The organism is Streptomyces sp. NPDC002032 (assembly GCF_042890765.1).
Taxonomy (GTDB): Bacteria; Actinomycetota; Actinomycetes; order Streptomycetales; family Streptomycetaceae; genus Streptomyces.
This window is the reverse complement of sequence record NZ_JBIASM010000008.1, coordinates 191,868-207,803: the sequence shown is the minus strand read 5'-3', so window position 1 is coordinate 207,803 and position 15,936 is coordinate 191,868. Positions and strand designations below refer to the sequence as shown.

The window sequence follows — 15,936 nt, the reverse complement described above, 5'->3', positions numbered from 1 at the left end:
CGGCCCGCGCCCCGGCCGCCGGCCCCCGGCTCCGTCCCGGACGGCGCGCGCGGGTCCCGGTAGGGGAGACGACTCACGCGGGGACTGGGGCTCGCGCGGACGCGTTCCCTACGATGACCCGGTGACCAGTACCGCGACGCCGCCGCCCAGCCCCGCGGGGGCCCCGCCCGTCCCGACGGGCGCGGGCGACTCCGCGCCCGAGCCGTCCGCCTGGCTGCGCCGCCTGCGGGGCTTCGGCTACGCGCCGGCCGGGCCGGCGGGCGATGTCCGCACCCGCCTCGTGCCCCCGTACGCACAGCCGTCCGAGCAGCTCTGGACGGCGCTGGGGGTGCCGCGGTCGAGCCGCGCGATCTGGCGGCGCGTCATGGCGTGGGCCGGTCCGCTGCTGGTCACGCTGGTCGCGGGGGTGCTGCGGTTCACGCACCTCGGCAGCCCGAAGGCGGTGATATTCGACGAGACGTACTACGCCAAGGACGCGTGGGCCACGATCCGGCAGGGCTACGAGGCGAGCTGGCCCAAAGATATCGACAAGTCGATCCTCTCGAATCCCGACGGCGTCCCGCTCCCCCTGGACCCCGGCTACGTCGTGCACCCGCCGGTCGGCAAATGGGTGATCGGACTCGGCGAGTGGATGTTCGGCTTCGACCCCTTCGGCTGGCGGTTCATGACCGCCGTGCTCGGCACCCTGTCCGTACTGATGCTGTGCCGGATCGGCCGACGGCTGTTCCGGTCCACCTTCCTGGGCTGCCTGGCGGGCGCGCTGCTGGCGGTGGACGGCCTGCACCTGGTGATGAGCCGCACGGCCCTGCTCGACCTCGTCCTCATGTTCTTCGTCCTGGCCGCCTTCGGGGCGCTGCTCATCGACCGCGACCGGACCAGAGCCCGGCTCGCCGCCGCGCTCCCGGTGGACGAGGAGGGCCGCACCCGCCCGGACCCGCGCGTCGCCGAGACGCTGCGGCTGGGCTGGCGCCCGTACCGGCTGCTGGCCGGCGTCTGCCTCGGGCTGGCCTTCGGCACCAAGTGGAACGGCCTCGTGGTGCTGGCCTTCTTCGGCGTGCTGACCGTGCTGTGGGACGCGGCCGCCCGCCGCACCGCCGGCGCGGGCGCCCCCTACGCGGCGATGCTGCGCCGCGACGCCCTCCCGGCGTTCCTCTCGACGGTCCCGGTCGCCCTCGGCGTCTACCTCGCGTCCTGGCTGGGCTGGCTCCTGAGCCCGGACAACGGCAAGGGCGGCTACTTCCGCGACTGGGCCGCCAAGAACGACCAGCACAGCTCGCTGTCCTTCCTCCCCGAGTGGCTGCGCAGCCTGTGGCACTACGAGACGACGGTCTACGACTTCCACGTCGGCCTGACCTCCGGCCACACCTACGAGTCCAACCCGTGGAGCTGGCTGGTCCTCGGCCGCCCCGTCTCCTACTTCTACGAGTCCCCCGCGCCCGGCACCGACGGCTGCCCGGCGGGCGAGGCCGGCAAGTGCGCCCGCGAGGTGCTGGCCCTCGGCACCCCGCTGCTGTGGTGGGCGGGCTGCTTCGCGCTGCTGTACGTGCTGTGGCGGTGGATCTTCCGCCGCGACTGGCGGGCGGGCGCCATCGCGTGCGCGCTGGGCGCCGGCCTGCTGCCCTGGTTCAACTACCAGGAGCGGACCATCTTCTACTTCTACGCGGTGGTCTTCGTCCCGTACCTGTGCCTGGCGGTGGCGATGATGATCGGCGCCCTGCTGGGCCCGGCGGGTTCCTCGGAGCGCCGGCGCACGCTGGGCGCGATCACGGCGGGCGTGCTTGTCCTCCTCATCATCTGGAACTTCATCTACTTCTGGCCCATCTACACAGGCGGCACCCTCCCGATGGACTCCTGGCGCGGCCGCATGTGGCTGGACACCTGGATCTAGCAGCGGAAACGGGGGGCGCCGCGCGATTTCACACGGCTCCCCCCTTGGTCGTTGTTGGCGGTCGGCGGTGATCGTGGGCCGCCTCTGGACGGCCCCCAGACGGCCCCACGATCGGCCCTCTTTCGCCGGAGCGACGACGTGCGAAGCTGGAGCGCGCGGACGCCGTCAGGCACCACCGCGCAAGCGGCGGAAGAAGGAGGAACGCGTGACCAACCCCAGCCCTCGCGGGACGTACTTGACGATCTCTGCGGCTCTGCGGGCAAGGATCGCCGAGGGGGCCTACCCCGATGGCCTTCCGTCCGAAGCTGAGATCGGGCGGGAGTTCGGCGTGGCACGCACGACCGTCCGTCGTGCGCTTCGCGCGCTGGAGGAAGCCGGCGGCGTGACCACCGTCGCCGGGGTCGGTCGCCGAGTCGGCGACGGGTCAGAGGTGGCACCCTACAAGCGGATCATGGCGGACCTGCTGGACCGCATTCGGACGGGCGAGCTGCCCGCCGGTGCTCGGCTCCCGAGTGAGGCAGAGCTCTCCGAGTCCTACGGGGTCGCACGAGGCACCGTCCGTCGTGCCGTGCACGAACTTGAAGGCGCAGGACACGTTCACGCTCAGCACGGAGTCGGGCGGTTCGTGGGCCCGGCGTCATGATTCTCAACAGCTTGGAGGCACTCACATGCAGTTGGCCAAGTGGGCTCATGATCTTGCGGAGTCCCTGCTTGCCGAAAGCCTGCCGGCCCGGTGGGCTCATTCTCAACGCGTCTACTCGCAGGCCCTGACGCTTGCCCCGGCACTCGGCGAGGACGCGGAACTGCTGGCCGCAGCGGCCATCGCGCACGACGTTGGGTACGCGCAGACAGCCGTGGACACGGGTCAGCACATGATCGACGGAGCGCGCTACCTGCGCGACGTGGTGGGTGCCGACCCCCGGCTGTGCAGCATCGTTGCCTTCCACACGTCCTCCCCGTGGGAGGCCTCCGAGCTGGGGCTGAGCGAGATGTTGGCGGAGTTCGGCCCCGCAGAGCCCGCGCTGGTGGACGCGATCACGTACTGCGACCTGACCAGCAGCCCTGTGGGCGCGCTCGTGGACCCGGCGGAGCGGCTGACCGAAGTTCTCGACCGGTACGGCCCGGAGCACGTCGTGTTCCGGGCCGTATCCGCGGCTCGGCCCGAGCTGCTGGCCCGGGTCACCCGCGTGCGTCAGCGCACCTTCGAGACGGAGCGGTCCAAGCTCAGCTGATCCGGGGAACGGACGAGTCGCGGAAGCCTTCTTCCAGCCGCCGGCGAGTGGTGGGTGACACGTCAAGGGAGTCCATGTCCGCGCGCGGAATCCACCGCACTTCCAGAGACTCCGAACTCACCCTGATCTCGCCGCTGACCGGTCGGGCCCGGAAGCAGAGCGAGAACTCCTGGCGAACCTCGCCGTCCGCGAACGCGATGACGTGGCCGGGGTCAGTGAAGATGCCTACCAGGCCGACCACTTCAACCTGGATCCCAGTTTCCTCCAGAACCTCACGGACGACCGTGCCCGCGATGTTCTCCCCGACCTCCTGGACTCCCCCGGGCATTCCCCACCGACCGTTGTCCGATCGGCGCTCCATCAGCACATCACCCGCATCGTTGACGACGAATGCCGTCACCGCAGGCACGATGCTGTTGGCCTTCGGCGCATCGGGATCGTTGAAGTAGTCCGTACGGCGACTCATGTTCACCCTTCAATGGGGACAGCTTCGGACCAGACCTTCTCGAAGCTCTGCTGATATGTGGAGACCAGCTCCGCACCGGCGACCTTACGCAGGTGGAGGATCGGCGTCAGGGGCGCACTCACCCCGTACACCTGCGTGTTCACCAACCACTCGTCGTCGGAGCGGTAGAGCGAGTTATGCAGAGTCGACCGGTGGAGACGGAATTCGATCCCCGAAACGGAGTACAGGGGACGATAGAGCTTCATCACCTCGCGAACCTTGTAGGCCACGCCTTCGCCGATTTCCTCCTCATCCCCTCTGCGCCGGATCTCCGGGCTTTCCGGGTCTCCGAGCAGGATGCGAGCCCGGACACCGGCCGCCGCTTTCAACTTGAGCAGCTGCGGCCAACGCGGATTCTCGGCGAGGAAGACACCCGCATGCACCAGCACGCCAATCTCCCGTTCCGCCCGGCCGAACAGCTGGAGCCAGAGGTCCGCCGGCACGTAGGAACGATGTGGGTAGACCTTCAACACCTCGGCATCCGCCGCGTCCTTACGCTGCCCGTCGGGCAGGCCATCGGGCCATAGATAGCCCTCGTCCTCCCGAAGCAAGGCCGAGATGGCAAGGCGGTGGCGCCGGTATGGCGCTCGCCCCTTGGTGATCCAGCGTTCCACCGTCTTGGGATCGACCCCAAGGTGCTCCGCCAGGGCATCCACGGCGACGCCTTGCGTCAGCATCGCGGACCTTAACCGCTCGTTCGCCATCCAACCCCCAGGGACGTCTAGGGACGCAGCCGCCCCGCAGAACGCTATCGAGGACGTCCCAAGTCGTCCAGGGACGCGGTGACTTCGTCCCGCCCTTCACCGGCACTCTGATGTCACACCACAAGGCGGACCGGCTGAGGCGAAGAGCTTGACAGCCTCACTCAAAACCGCCAACCTGAGAGACATGTTCAAGCATGTATTTCATGCGGTGAGCGCGGCTACTCGGCGCTGACCTGCATGAATGCCTGTGCCGAGCTAGACCCGCAGTACCTCTTGGCGTCCGGCGTGTCCCGTGCTTACGGGAGCCCTTCGGGGTTACCGCGCCGTCGGAGAGCCACCGGCTTCATCTTGAGAACTGAAGAGTGATCGTGCGGGGCTGACGCGAGTCGGCGGTCGCGGTAGGTGCCTAGGGCGAGAGTCCGGGGGCAAACCGCCGTGATGGACACCGGCTCCCCCTATGTGCTTGGCAGGCGCCACCCGGACTTGGGTGGGGGGAGGTACAGCGTGGCCCCAACGCACGTGGCGGCAAGAGTGAGACCGCCCCCGTGACGACCGGGTGATGTCGTCGGCGGCACGCCACCCTGCACCGATTCGTGCAGGCCGCCTGCTGGCGTCAGAGCAGTGACGATGACGCACCGATCAAGGCTCGGGACCCCCGCTGTGGCAACGGCGGTGGCGAAGCCTTCCTCACCCACATCTCCACGGAGGCAGCGGTGATCCGCTCAAGATCCTGGGCCCCACCTGCACTGGACCGGTGCAGGCAGGAGTGCCCCCTCGCGTCGTTCGACCCTCCGCCGCACTGATGCTGCGACGGCCGGTTGCCTGCTCCGCCCGTCCGGCGCTTCGGCGTCGTACGGGCGGGGTTGAGGGGAGCCGGAAGTTCCGGCCCCGAAAGGGGTTCGCATGAACAAGAAGCTCGCCGCCGCGATCGAGCGCGACAACGCGCTGGAGGACGCCGGCATGCACGGCGACAACCGCAAGACCTGCTGGACCCACCAGAGCTGGACCGCGGACTGCGAGGACGACCCGGCGCACACCGCGCCGAGCGTCAGTCACTACCCGCGCCCGGCCTGACCCCGCCCCTCAACGAAGTGCGGCCCCGGTGCTCGAACACCGGGGCCGCTTCGAGCCGTCCACCTGCTAGGGAGAACACGACTCATGAAGTACATCGTTGCACGTCAGAAGCCCGTTACGTCCCTGCCCCCGGACCTGGAGCCGTCGGACGCGGAGCTGGACGCGATCGAGTGGGAGATGCCGCTGATCCTGGCGGACGTCGACCTCCTCGACGCGCAGATCGCCGTGCTGGACCGGGCGCCGTCCGAGCTGGACGAGCGGCGGATCCGCCGGGCCCGGCGCAGGAAGCTGGCGGCCCGGCGGTCGCTGCTGAACCAGGCCGCCGCCGCGGCCGCGACGTTCCTGCCGGGCGGCGCCGCATGAGCGGGCAGAGCCTGCGGGAGATGCAGGCCCCGCTCCTCGTGCTGGGCGTGTTCGCCGGGCACTTCTGGCACCTGCCCGCGCCGACCGTGTCCGTGTCGAGCGTCTTCCCCGATCGGCTGGACCTCGACTTCTTCGACGCCCCGGCCGCGTTCGAGGCCTGGCGCGAAGCCCTCGGTATCGACCCGCACACGATCTCCGAGCACGTTCAGCTCGGCGGCGGGAGCCGGGTCCTGAAGGTCGAGGCGGAGTGGGGCGGAGCCCGGCTCCGTCTGCGCTCCTTCGCTCCGGTTCCGGCCTTGAACCCGGAGCGTTCACCGGTGGAGGTCATCTCGTGAACCGTGTTCACGTCGGTTCAGCGGAACGCGCGCTGGCCGTGGGAACGTGGCTGATCGTCGGCGGAGCGATGCTCTACTCCGTTTTGACGGTCACGCCGCTGATGGCCGACCACACCCCCGCCGCGTGGCGGTGGACGGCCCCGATCCTGCCTCTCGTGGTCGACGCCGCGGTTGTCATCGTGGTCCGGCTCGACTCGGTCCTGGCCCGCCTCGGCGGGCACGGTGGAGCCTGGCCGGTCGCCTTGCGGTGGATGACCGGCGCCATGACCTTGGCCCTGAACATCGGCGCGTCCGCGCTGGCCGGGGACCTGGTCGGCGTCGCCATTCACTCTGTGGCGCCGCTTCTCCTCATCGTCACCGCTGAGGCCGGACTCGCCTACCGGCGGGCCATCACCGCCGCCGTGCGCGGCCTCGAAGAGCAGGACCGGGCGGATCGGCAGGCCCGCGAGGACGCGGCCGAGGCCCGGGAGGAAGCCCGGCAGCAGCGGGTCCGTGAACGCCGCGAGCATGAGGCCTCGCTGGCCCGTGAACAGCGTGAACACGAGGCCCGTCTGGTCCGCGAAGAAGCTGAACGGCAGGACCGGATCCGGCGCGAGGAACGCGAGCGGGCCGAGGCTGCCGTCGCGGCGGAGCGGGAGGCCCGTGAACGCCGTGAACAGATCCGTGAACAGGCCCAGGCCGAGCGTGAACGCCTGGAACGCCAGGCCGCGCAACAGCGTGAGCTGGAAGCCCGGCAGAAGGCTGAGCGTGAACGCCAGGCCCGTGCCGAGCAGGCCGAGCATGAACGCCGTGAACAGGCCCGTGAACAAGAACGCCTGGAGCGTGAACGCGCCGAGCTGCTGGCCGCCGGACCGCCCCCGGAGAAGCTTCCCGAGGACCGCGCCCGCACGGTCGTCCGCACCGCGTTCGACGCCGGACTGGCCGTGCGGGTGGCCGCCGAGCTGACCGGCTGGTCTGTCGGCTGGGCCTCGGCTCGCTACCAGGAACTCCGCGACACCACGCCCGCCCCGGCCGTCAGCTGATGACCACCATCCCGGTCTACCCCTGGCGCCTCGCCCCCGACGGGCTCGCCACCCGCCGTCAGCTCCGCGCCGCCGGGCTCCGGCCCGGCGGCCAGGACGTCACCGCCCAGCTTGAGCGGCCCCGCCGCCGGCGCGGGCCGCTGGTGGCGTTCCTGTACCGGCTCGACCTCGCCAAGCCGGTCCGGCCGATGACCGCGGGCCGCCGGGCGGCGCTCGCCAAAGCGAACACCGCCCGCCGCATCTGCCCCGCCTGCCGGTCCGACGCCGGATACGTGATCCCGGCCTCGCTCGGCATGTGCGTGCGCTGCGCGGACGCGCCCACCGCCTACGCCCCCTGACCCGTTCCGCTCACCGTCTGGAGTTCCGTATGCCCAAGCAGGACAGCACCGCGCGCCAGGGGTCCCACTTCTGGGTCATGACGCTGGAGATTCCCGGCGCGATGGTCAGTACCAACTACGGCACCTACACCCCGCCCGCGGCCTGGACCCGGTTCGACACCTTCACCGCCATCCGCCGCGAGCTGGCCGACCAGCAGCCGCAGATGGCGAGCGCCAACGTCACGTACTTCGCCCTGGAGCCCAACCAGCTCTGAGCGTCGCCAGCGGAGCCCGGCCGTCACCTCTCACAGATCCGGCCGGGCTTCCTTCTCCCGTGAAGGAGCACGTTCAGCATGACCGAGATCCTCACCGAACCGCAGGCACCTCCCGAAGAATCCACCCCCGCCGTGCCCGGCCCGGTCGTGCCGGTTACCGCCCGGCAGGTGGAGCACACCCCGGGGGGTTTCCCCGTGGTGCCGCTCTCCCTGTCCGGGACGAACGCCACCGCCGGACTGCTGGCCACCACCGCTCTGGCCGGCGGCCCCGTCGCGGCCGTCATCGCGGCGACCGGCGCCGCCATGCTGGGCGCCGTCGCCGCCCGTCAGCGCGCCAAGACCAAGACCAGCAAGCCCACGGGCAGCAAGACCCCGGCAGGGAAGGCCCCTTCGGGGTCCAGCCGGACGCCGGCGGGAGCGGCGGGGCGTGGCCTCTTGGGCCGGGTCCCCTCCCAGTCCCGCACGGGGAAGACCCCCGGCACGACCGGGGGCAGCGGGGCCGGGGCCCGGAAGACCGCGGGCGGGCAGGCCCGGCACAGTGCCGGGGCGCCCGGCGGCGGTCGAACCGGATCGGCTGCGGGCAAGGCCGGTTCTTTGTCGCCCCGGCAGCGTGCCGCCCGCGCGGCTGCCGGGCTGACCGGGGGCAGGGCCGGGCAGGTCCAGGCCTTGCGTTCCCAGGCCCGTACGCAGTCTCCGACCCGGGCAGCGGCCCGCACCGCGAACGCGCAGGCCCGCCGCCAGGTCGCCGACAACCGGCGGGCCACCAAGGCCGCCGAACGGTCGGCGCCCGCCGGCGGGAAGCCGCGGGGCGTGGCCGCGCGGACCCTGGCCAAGGGCCTGGGCAAGGCCGCCGCCGTCCGCGACAAGACCGCCGGGACGCTGCGTGCCGCTTGCGACCGTCAGGCGGCACGGGCGGTGGCCGGGGGACGGGAGCAGGTCCGGCAGGCGGCCCGGCGTGCGCTGCTGGCCGCGGCGAAGGCGCCCGCGCAGAAAGCCGCCCGCAAAGCCCTCCTCCGGTCCGCCGCCCGCTTCCACGCCCGCCGGGCCCTGGCCGCCGCCCTCGGCGGGGCCCTCGGACTGCTCGGGCTGGTCACGACCCCGCTGGGGCGAAAGCTCGGGTGGGGCTGGCTGATGAACCCCGGCCGGCGGCTTTACCGCTGGCTCGTCGGCCGGGCCCGCGCCGAGCGCGAGACCCGCGACGCCGACATTGCGGCCCAGCTCGCCGCCGACGAGCAGGCCGCCGAAGACCTGGTCGACGCCGAGCAGGACGCCGACGAGCAGCAGATCGGGGACCGCGCCGAGCGGCCCACCGCCCACGTTCCCGCACCGCCCACCCCCGAAGGAGCACACGCTGTGAGCAACGTTTCCGGGTTCAGGTTCGAGGAGCTGGCCGCCGAGATGGAGCAGGCCGCCCAGTCCTACGAGCCGGAGAACTGCATGGAGATCCTCGCCATGCTGGAGGGCCTGCCCGAGGCCTTGCAGGCCATCGCGAACATCCTGCGGATCCTCGCCGAGCGCTCCGACACCGAGTTCCCGCTGGAGAAGGTCGTCGCGGACATGCTCTCCGACCTCTTCCAGGTCTTCACCAACTCGGTCGGTTTCTCGGAGGAGCTGGGGCCGACGTTCCGCCAGGCCCACGAGGCGGACATCGCCCGCCACGAGGACCCCCGCAACGGCTACGAGGCCGAGAAGGGCTGGAACGTCTGATGACCAGCAAGACCAGCAGCCCGATCGCGCACAACGGGCTCGCGCTGGACTGGGCCGCCGGACACGGACCCGTCACCGGGGCCCTGTCCGCGACCACCGGCGCCTACGCGGTCGCCACCATCGGCACCCTCGCCCACATGCCCCCCACCTGGGCCCTCGCGGCGGGGACGGCTGGCGCGATCGGTCACACCGCTACCGGCCTGCGCCAGAAACTCGCCGCCCGCACCATCGGCGCCCGCGCAGCCTCGTGGCTGCTGGGCTCCGGCTGGACCACCTGGGCCCTGGCGACCGGACCGCTCACCTGGACCTCCCTCGGCTCCCTCGCCGTGCTCGGCATCGGCATGGGCGCCGCCGCCCGCTCCGTCGGCTTCTACGAGGAAGCCCGCGAGCTGGAGGCCATCGAGGCTGCCGAGCGGCACGTGGCCCGCGAACTGTCCGCCGGGCGCCGGGCGGTCGCCGCGGAGTGGGTGGACCGCATCCAGCGGGTCTGCGGCATCACCGTCCGCGTCCTCGCGGTGGAGATGTGGCCCACCGGCACCGGGTTCACCATCGACGCCGAACTCCCCGCCGGCGGCACCACCTACGACCGCATCGCCAAGGAGACCAGCCGCCTGTCGGCCGATGCCCGGCTCCCGCATGGCTGCACCGCCGCCGCCTCCCCGGGCATCGACCAGGGCCGCGTCCTGATCGACGTCACCACCGTCAACGTCCTCGCCGAGGACATCACCTTCCCCACCGACTACAGCCCCCGGTCCATCCACACCGGCCTGCCCTGGGGCGTGCGCACCGACGGCACCCCCGTCAACGTCTACTTGCGCGAACAGTGCGCGCTGGCGGCCGGGCCGACCGGCTCGGGCAAGACCAACTGGGTCCACACCGTGCTCGCCGTGTTCGCCCTCACCACCGACGTCCTGTCGTGGGTGATCGACCTCAACGCCGGATCCGCTGGCCTGCCCTGGGTGCGGCCCGCGATGGAGGGCGGCACCGGCACGGTGGTGCGGCCCGGGATCGACTGGCTCGCCTCCACCCCGGCCGAAGCCCACCGCATGCTCGATGCGGCCATCGCAATCGCGCACCGCCGCAAGGTCGCCTACCAGCAGCTCATGGCCGACGCGAACACCGACCTGCTCCCCATCTCGGCGGGCATCCCGCAGATCATGATCGTCGTGGACGAGGGGGCGGAGATCCTCGCCAGCGGCGACAAGGCCATGAAGGAACTGGCCGCGAAGATCCTGGAGGTCATCCGGATCTCCCGCGCGATGGGCCTGCGGACCGTCCTCACCGCCCTCGGCGCGACCGGATCCGTCCTCGGAAACCTGATGATCCGCCGGGAGGCGAAGGTCCGGGTGGCGCTGACCGGCGGCGAGAAGGAAGGCATGGACCTGGCCAAACTGTTCCCCGGCACCCGGGGACTGCGCGTCGAGCAGGCCCCCTACAAGGGAGCCGGGTTCCTCGGCAGCCCCGAGTCCCCGCCCGCCCTGTTCAAGGCCTGGCGGATCAAGCCCCACCAGATCCGCGACATCGTCCACGCCACCAGCGACCGCCACCCCTACCTCGACGCCGTCTCCGCGAAGGCCGCCGGACCCAACTACGCCCGCCGCTGGGACTCCGCCCGCACCGCCTGGATCACCGAGACCCAGCACACCAACCCCACCCCGCCGCCCAACCCCGCCCCGGCCGGAACGGCGCCGGCGGGCGGCGGCCTGAACCTCTCCGCCCACCGCAACACCACCCAGGCCCCGGCCGATGAGGACGCGCTCGCGGCGGAGTTCATGCGGCAGATCGACGCCCAGTTCGCCACCACCCCCGAACCCCACACCGAGCCGAAAACCCAGCGGCCCGCCTCCCCGGGGCTGAACCTGTCCGCGCACCGCGCCGAGCAGCCGCAGGACAACGCGGCCCAGCAGGCCGCCCTCACCCTCCTGCTCGCCGCCGGACCCGAGGGCACCGGAGCATCCGCCATCGCCCGCCAGCTCGACCGGTACGGCACCAGCCGGCAGACCGTCGTCGGATGGCTGAAGACCTGGGTGGAGGAATGCGAAGCGGTCCGCACCGGGACCGGCACCAAGGCCCGCTACGTCCACCGCACACACGCCTCCAACAGCCCCGGCCAGGAATGACCTTGTCGCTTGTCGCCACCCCCGCCAGAACACCGCCTCCCGGCTCCCTGAGGGCTTGAAAACGGTGTCTGACCTGGGAGGCGACAAGCGACAAGACAAGACAAGCGACAAGGCCCACGACAAGCAGGCGACAAGCGGCACGGCAAGCCAGACGACAAGCCCCGCGGGGACCGCACCACACCTCAACGTTGAGGTGTGGTGCGGTCCCCGCGCTCACCAGGGAGCCCCGTCGTGCATGAACCCACCCGTACGAGCACCCCCCAGCCCGGCCGCTACGGCGACCCGGTCTATCACCCCACCACCATCCAGCAGCCGCAGATGTGGCCCGCCGAACTCCCGCCCGGCGTCGAGATGGTCACCCTCCCCAACGGCTTCCGCACCCTCGCCTACACCCAGCCGGGCACCCCGGCGCCCGTGCCCGCGGCGGCCGGACAGCCGATCCCGGCCTGGGCGAAGACCGCCGCGCTCCTCGCCCCGACCCTCGGCGGCGGCATCGCCGCCGCCGGGTTCGGGATCTCCTACGCCGCCCCCGGAGTCCTCGCCATGGCCCACGCCCTCTGGGCCGCCGTCGCCCTCATCGCCGCCGGCGCCCTGGCCCCGCTCCTCCTGCGCACCACACACGGCCGGACCGGACACGGCACCGCGCCGGTCCAGCACGTCACCCAGAACATCACCGCCGCCGGGATGTTCGGCCGCGCCACCGGCACCGGCACCCTCAACAACCGCTGACACGCCGAAGGCGGCCCGGGCTTTGACGAGAGCGGGCCGCCTTCTTCCAGCTACCACTGGAGGAATCCAGCATGACCCACAGCACCTACATCCCGCGAGCCCACGCCGGTTCTCGGCCCTTACTGCTGGATCTGTTCTGCTGCGCCGGTGGCGCCGCCATGGGCTACCACCGGGCCGGGTTCACGGTCGAGGGCGTCGACAACGTCGACCGCTCGGCCCGATACCCCTTCGCGTTCCGCCAGGGCGACGCCCTCACCGTCCTCGCCTCGCTGATCGCGTCCGGGGAGATCGCCGCGTACTCGGCCATCTCCGCCTCCCCGCCTTGCCAGAACGACTGCGCGCTGACCGTGGGCACCAACCGGTCCCGCGGCTGGGGCGGCACCCACAAAGACCTCGTCGCCCCCACCCGCGAGCTCCTCGACGCGTCCGGCCTGCCGTACGTGATCGAGCAGCCCGACGGCAAGGCCGACGTGCGCAAGGACATCACCCTCTGCGGCGAGATGTTCGGCCGCGGCGGCCTGCGCCACCGCAACTTCGAGCTCGGGGGCTGGACGGCCGCCCAGCCCCGACACATCAAGCACCGCGGCTACGTCCGGGGTTGGCGCCACGGCGTCTATCGCGATGGCCCCTACGTCGCCGCCTACGGCGCCGGCGGCGGCAAGGCCACCATCCCCGAGATGCAGCAGGCCATGGGCATCGACTGGACCGACGTCCGCGAGGAACTGACCGAGGCCATCCCGCCCGCCTACTCCGAGTGGCTCGGGCGCGCCTTCCTCGCCCGCACCCAGCTCGGGGCGGTGGCCGCATGAGCATTACGGCGGGGCACCTTCGGACCGCGCTCTGGCTCGCCGAGCTTGGCTTGCCCTCCATGCCTCTGCGCGAGGGCAAGCTCCCCGTAGGGAACTGCCCGGCCTGCACCGGCAGCTTCTGCGGCGACCGCCCGCACATGAAGGCCGCCGGGCCGTGCCAGTGCCCGGCCCCGTGCCACGGCTGGGCGGCCGCGACCACGGACCCGGCCGTTCTGACCTCCCCGTGGTGGGACCGGGCCTGGCGGGAGGCGCGAGCGGTCGCCTACCACCCCGGCGGGGCCCGCCTCACCGTCGTGGACCTCGACCACGCCGACGCCGTGGCCTGGGCCCGGCAGAACCTCCCCGCCACCAAGGTCGTGGCCACGACGCGCGGGGAACACTGGATCTACCGGGGCGCCATGCAGTCCGCGAACAAGGTCAGGTCCGGCGTCGACATCAAGTCGCTCATGCAATACGTCCGCTGGTACGGACCCGGCACCGGCCCCATCACGCTCCTGCCGGACGTCGTGCGAACGCTGGTCGTCAGGGAAGAGTCCACCCCGGCCCCTCGCGCGGAGGTGGACTCTTCGTCTCCGGCCCGCGCCACCTGGGACCGTTCCGTGGCCACCGGCTGCCGCCACAACGACACCTTCGTCCGAACCGGCCTGACCCGGGGCCTCACCCGGATCGCCACCTGCCGCGAGGAAGGCGCCGGCAGCACCGCGTACGGCGTCGCCCGCTTCCTCGCCAACCAGCACACCGCGTGCCCCGGCCCCTGCGCGCTGGACGCCCTCGGGGACCAGATCGTCTCGGCGGCCGTTGCCGTCGGTGTGCCCCAGGCCTATGCCGAACGCGCCGTCTCCCGCGGATTCGCCATGGCGGCGGTGAGGGCATCGTGACCACCGGCCCCCGCTCCGCCGAACCAGCCTCTGCCCCCGACCGGCGTGGGGCGCCGAAGGTCGTCGCCGAAGGCGTCCCTTCATCCCTTCGCCCTGACCTGAACTGGGACGACGGGCGCCGCCCCGTCGCCTGGCTCCACATCGCCGCCCCCGGCCGCGGGGTGACCCCGTCCGTCCGCTCGTGTTGCGCCTGCGGGCGGGACCTCTTCGCCGCGGGCCAGGCCCGCGCTCTCGCCCTGATCGCCGACCACGACCTTCACCGCACCACCTGCCCCCTGCGGGCCGACGACAGGAGTGCCGCCGCATGACTCTCACCGCTGTCCACCCCGCCCCCGCCGACGCCGAGGCCCCGGAGCAGACGCCGGAGGGCGCGGCCGTCCTCGACGCGGTGGAGGCTTTCCACCGCCGCTTCAACGTCTTCCCCAACGAGGCCGCCTACGTCGCGGTCGTGCTGTGGGACGCGCACGCGCACCTCCTCGACGCCTTCGACGCCACCCCGCGGATCGCGTTCCTCTCCCCGGAACCGGGATCGGGGAAGTCCCGCGCGCTGGAGATCGTGGAGACCCTCGTTCCCGCCCCGATGGTGGCGGTCAACGCCTCCCCGGCCGCGCTCTTCCGGGCCGTCTCCGGCGGTGAGGGACGGCCGACGATCCTGTTCGACGAGATCGACACCGTCTTCGGCCCCAAGGCCGGGGAGAACGAGGAACTCCGCGGGTTCATCAACGCCGGGCACCGCCGCTCCGGCGTCACCTACCGGTGCGTCAGCGACGGCGCCGGCAACCAGTCGGTCGTCGCGTTCCCCTCGTACTGCGCGCTCGCCGTCGCCGGACTGGGGAACCTGCCCGACACGATCCTGACCCGCTCCGTCGTCATCCGCATGCGCCGCAGGGCCCGCAACGAGCGCGTCGAACCCTTCCGGGCCCGCCTGCACACCGCCGAGGGAAACGCCCTGCGGGAGCGGCTCGCCACCTGGGCCGACAACGTTCGCGAGCGGCTCATGGGCGCCTTCCCCGTGATGCCCGACGGCGTCACCGACCGACCCGCCGACGTGTGGGAGCCCCTCCTCGCCGTCGCGGACGCGGCCGGCGGGGACTGGCCCGAGCGGGCCCGCGCCGCCTGCCTGGAACTGGTCAACGCCGCCCAGAGCGACGACAAGGCCAGCCTCGGCATCCGCCTCCTCACCGACCTGCGCGACCACGTCTTCGGAGACATCCCCCGCTTGCCCACCGCCGCCGTCCTCGAACAGCTCCGCTCCCTGGACGAAGCCCCCTGGGGCGACATGGACGGCCGACCCCTCGACGCCCGGAGCCTCGCCCGAATCCTTCGCGAGTACATGACCGTCGACAACAAGCCCGTCGTCGCCCGGAACATCAAGAGCGCCGGCGCCGTCCTCAAGGGCTACTACGCCGCCGACCTCGCCGACGCCTGGATCCGGTACTGCCCGCCCCCCGGTTCCTAGAAGTCCGCTACTGCCGCTACCTCCGCTACCCCGCAGGTCAGAGCCCTGCCGGAGGTAGCGGCAAACCCTGAGGTAGCGGCAAAAGATCGCTACCCCACCCACAACCGGGCCCCGCACCACCCAGGGCCCGGTCGCGGCACTCATCCGCTACCGCTACCTCCTCCGCTACCGAAACACCGTCCCTGACCTGCGCGGTAGCGGAGTAGCGGAGGTAGCGGACATCTGAGAGAGAACCCGAGCCCGCACCGGATCGAGGAGAGCACCCTGCCCAGCTTGCCGAACCGCTACCTCAAGCCCGAAGCCGTCGCCGAACTCCTCGACGTACCCGTCGAGACCCTCTACCAGTGGCGCAAGAAGCGCACCGGCCCGCCCGGATTCCGCGTCGGCAAGCACACCCGCTACGACCCCGCCGACGTCTACGACTGGATCGCCGAGCAGAAGCGCAAGGACATCTGCCAGGCCGCCTGACCCCACCATCATCACCGCCGAGGGCGGGCCCATCCCGGGCCCGCCCTCGGC

General features: G+C 71.8%; 19 protein-coding genes. 17 read left to right on the top strand and 2 right to left on the bottom strand.

Translation table 11 applies throughout. From position 1 onward, the window contains the following. The first annotated feature begins 121 nt into the window (after positions 1-121). From ACFYYT_RS20625 to ACFYYT_RS20615, 3 genes are all read left to right on the top strand, one after another. Positions 122-1,888 (top strand): dolichyl-phosphate-mannose--protein mannosyltransferase, encoded by a 1,767-nt coding sequence (locus ACFYYT_RS20625; RefSeq protein WP_388608773.1) that lies wholly within the window; start codon positions 122-124, stop codon positions 1,886-1,888. Positions 1,889-2,093: 205 nt separating this feature from the next. Then, positions 2,094-2,531 (top strand): GntR family transcriptional regulator, encoded by a 438-nt coding sequence (locus ACFYYT_RS20620; protein WP_351831035.1) that lies wholly within the window; start codon positions 2,094-2,096, stop codon positions 2,529-2,531. Between the two features lie 25 nt (positions 2,532-2,556). Beyond that, entirely contained in the window at positions 2,557-3,120 is a 564-nt protein-coding gene (locus ACFYYT_RS20615) for an HD domain-containing protein (protein WP_351831032.1), read from the top strand. Here the strand turns inward: ACFYYT_RS20615 and ACFYYT_RS20610 are convergent. Both ACFYYT_RS20610 and ACFYYT_RS20605 read right to left on the bottom strand, forming a co-directional pair. Continuing rightward, entirely contained in the window at positions 3,113-3,586 is a 474-nt protein-coding gene (locus ACFYYT_RS20610; protein WP_351831044.1) for an NUDIX domain-containing protein, read from the bottom strand. The genes ACFYYT_RS20615 and ACFYYT_RS20610 overlap by 8 nt on opposite strands. A 2-nt stretch (positions 3,587-3,588) precedes the next feature. Then, a complete protein-coding gene (locus ACFYYT_RS20605) occupies positions 3,589-4,302 on the bottom strand; it encodes an XRE family transcriptional regulator (RefSeq protein ID WP_388608770.1) in 714 nt (237 codons plus the stop codon). A gap of 930 nt (positions 4,303-5,232) precedes the next feature. Between ACFYYT_RS20605 and ACFYYT_RS20600 the strand changes: the two genes are divergently transcribed. The 14 genes from ACFYYT_RS20600 to ACFYYT_RS20535 all read left to right on the top strand — a co-directional run bounded on the left by ACFYYT_RS20600 (position 5,233) and on the right by ACFYYT_RS20535 (position 15,885). Further along, positions 5,233-5,403 (top strand): hypothetical protein, encoded by a 171-nt coding sequence (locus tag ACFYYT_RS20600; RefSeq protein WP_351831028.1) that lies wholly within the window; start codon positions 5,233-5,235, stop codon positions 5,401-5,403. An 84-nt stretch (positions 5,404-5,487) separates the two neighbouring features. Then, the gene (locus ACFYYT_RS20595) at positions 5,488-5,766 is read left to right on the top strand and encodes a DUF6284 family protein (RefSeq protein ID WP_351831027.1); all 279 of its coding nucleotides are present in this window, start codon (positions 5,488-5,490) and stop codon (positions 5,764-5,766) included. Next, positions 5,763-6,101 (top strand): hypothetical protein, encoded by a 339-nt coding sequence (locus tag ACFYYT_RS20590; RefSeq protein WP_388608766.1) that lies wholly within the window; start codon positions 5,763-5,765, stop codon positions 6,099-6,101. Before ACFYYT_RS20595 ends, ACFYYT_RS20590 begins: the two co-directional genes overlap by 4 nt. Further along, positions 6,098-7,123 (top strand): DUF2637 domain-containing protein, encoded by a 1,026-nt coding sequence (locus ACFYYT_RS20585; RefSeq protein ID WP_351831646.1) that lies wholly within the window; start codon positions 6,098-6,100, stop codon positions 7,121-7,123. Before ACFYYT_RS20590 ends, ACFYYT_RS20585 begins: the two co-directional genes overlap by 4 nt. Beyond that, positions 7,123-7,461 carry an RRQRL motif-containing zinc-binding protein gene (locus tag ACFYYT_RS20580; RefSeq protein ID WP_351831649.1) on the top strand — a complete coding sequence of 113 codons (339 nt, stop codon included), beginning with the start codon at positions 7,123-7,125 and terminating at the stop codon, positions 7,459-7,461. Before ACFYYT_RS20585 ends, ACFYYT_RS20580 begins: the two co-directional genes overlap by 1 nt. A gap of 29 nt (positions 7,462-7,490) precedes the next feature. Next, positions 7,491-7,715, top strand: a complete 225-nt coding sequence (locus tag ACFYYT_RS20575; RefSeq protein ID WP_351831650.1) for a hypothetical protein — start codon at positions 7,491-7,493, stop codon at positions 7,713-7,715. 78 nt (positions 7,716-7,793) lie between these two features. After that, positions 7,794-9,422, top strand: coding sequence for a hypothetical protein (locus tag ACFYYT_RS20570; RefSeq protein WP_351831653.1), 1,629 nt, complete (start codon positions 7,794-7,796; stop codon positions 9,420-9,422). After that, the gene (locus tag ACFYYT_RS20565) at positions 9,422-11,542 is read left to right on the top strand and encodes a hypothetical protein (protein WP_388608762.1); all 2,121 of its coding nucleotides are present in this window, start codon (positions 9,422-9,424) and stop codon (positions 11,540-11,542) included. The genes ACFYYT_RS20570 and ACFYYT_RS20565 overlap by 1 nt, the downstream gene beginning before the upstream one ends. 231 nt (positions 11,543-11,773) lie before the next feature. After that, the gene (locus ACFYYT_RS20560; RefSeq protein WP_388608759.1) at positions 11,774-12,271 is read left to right on the top strand and encodes a hypothetical protein; all 498 of its coding nucleotides are present in this window, start codon (positions 11,774-11,776) and stop codon (positions 12,269-12,271) included. 71 nt (positions 12,272-12,342) lie between these two features. Next, a complete protein-coding gene (locus ACFYYT_RS20555; RefSeq protein WP_351823726.1) occupies positions 12,343-13,080 on the top strand; it encodes a DNA methylase in 738 nt (245 codons plus the stop codon). Next, a complete protein-coding gene (locus tag ACFYYT_RS20550) occupies positions 13,077-13,958 on the top strand; it encodes a bifunctional DNA primase/polymerase (RefSeq protein ID WP_351823729.1) in 882 nt (293 codons plus the stop codon). The genes ACFYYT_RS20555 and ACFYYT_RS20550 overlap by 4 nt, the downstream gene beginning before the upstream one ends. After that, a complete protein-coding gene (locus tag ACFYYT_RS20545) occupies positions 13,955-14,266 on the top strand; it encodes a hypothetical protein (protein ID WP_351823732.1) in 312 nt (103 codons plus the stop codon). Before ACFYYT_RS20550 ends, ACFYYT_RS20545 begins: the two co-directional genes overlap by 4 nt. After that, positions 14,263-15,417, top strand: a complete 1,155-nt coding sequence (locus ACFYYT_RS20540; protein WP_351823735.1) for a DUF3631 domain-containing protein — start codon at positions 14,263-14,265, stop codon at positions 15,415-15,417. The genes ACFYYT_RS20545 and ACFYYT_RS20540 overlap by 4 nt, the downstream gene beginning before the upstream one ends. Before the next feature lie 273 nt (positions 15,418-15,690). Beyond that, the gene (locus ACFYYT_RS20535) at positions 15,691-15,885 is read left to right on the top strand and encodes a helix-turn-helix domain-containing protein (RefSeq protein ID WP_351823738.1); all 195 of its coding nucleotides are present in this window, start codon (positions 15,691-15,693) and stop codon (positions 15,883-15,885) included. The last annotated feature ends 51 nt before the right edge of the window (positions 15,886-15,936 follow it).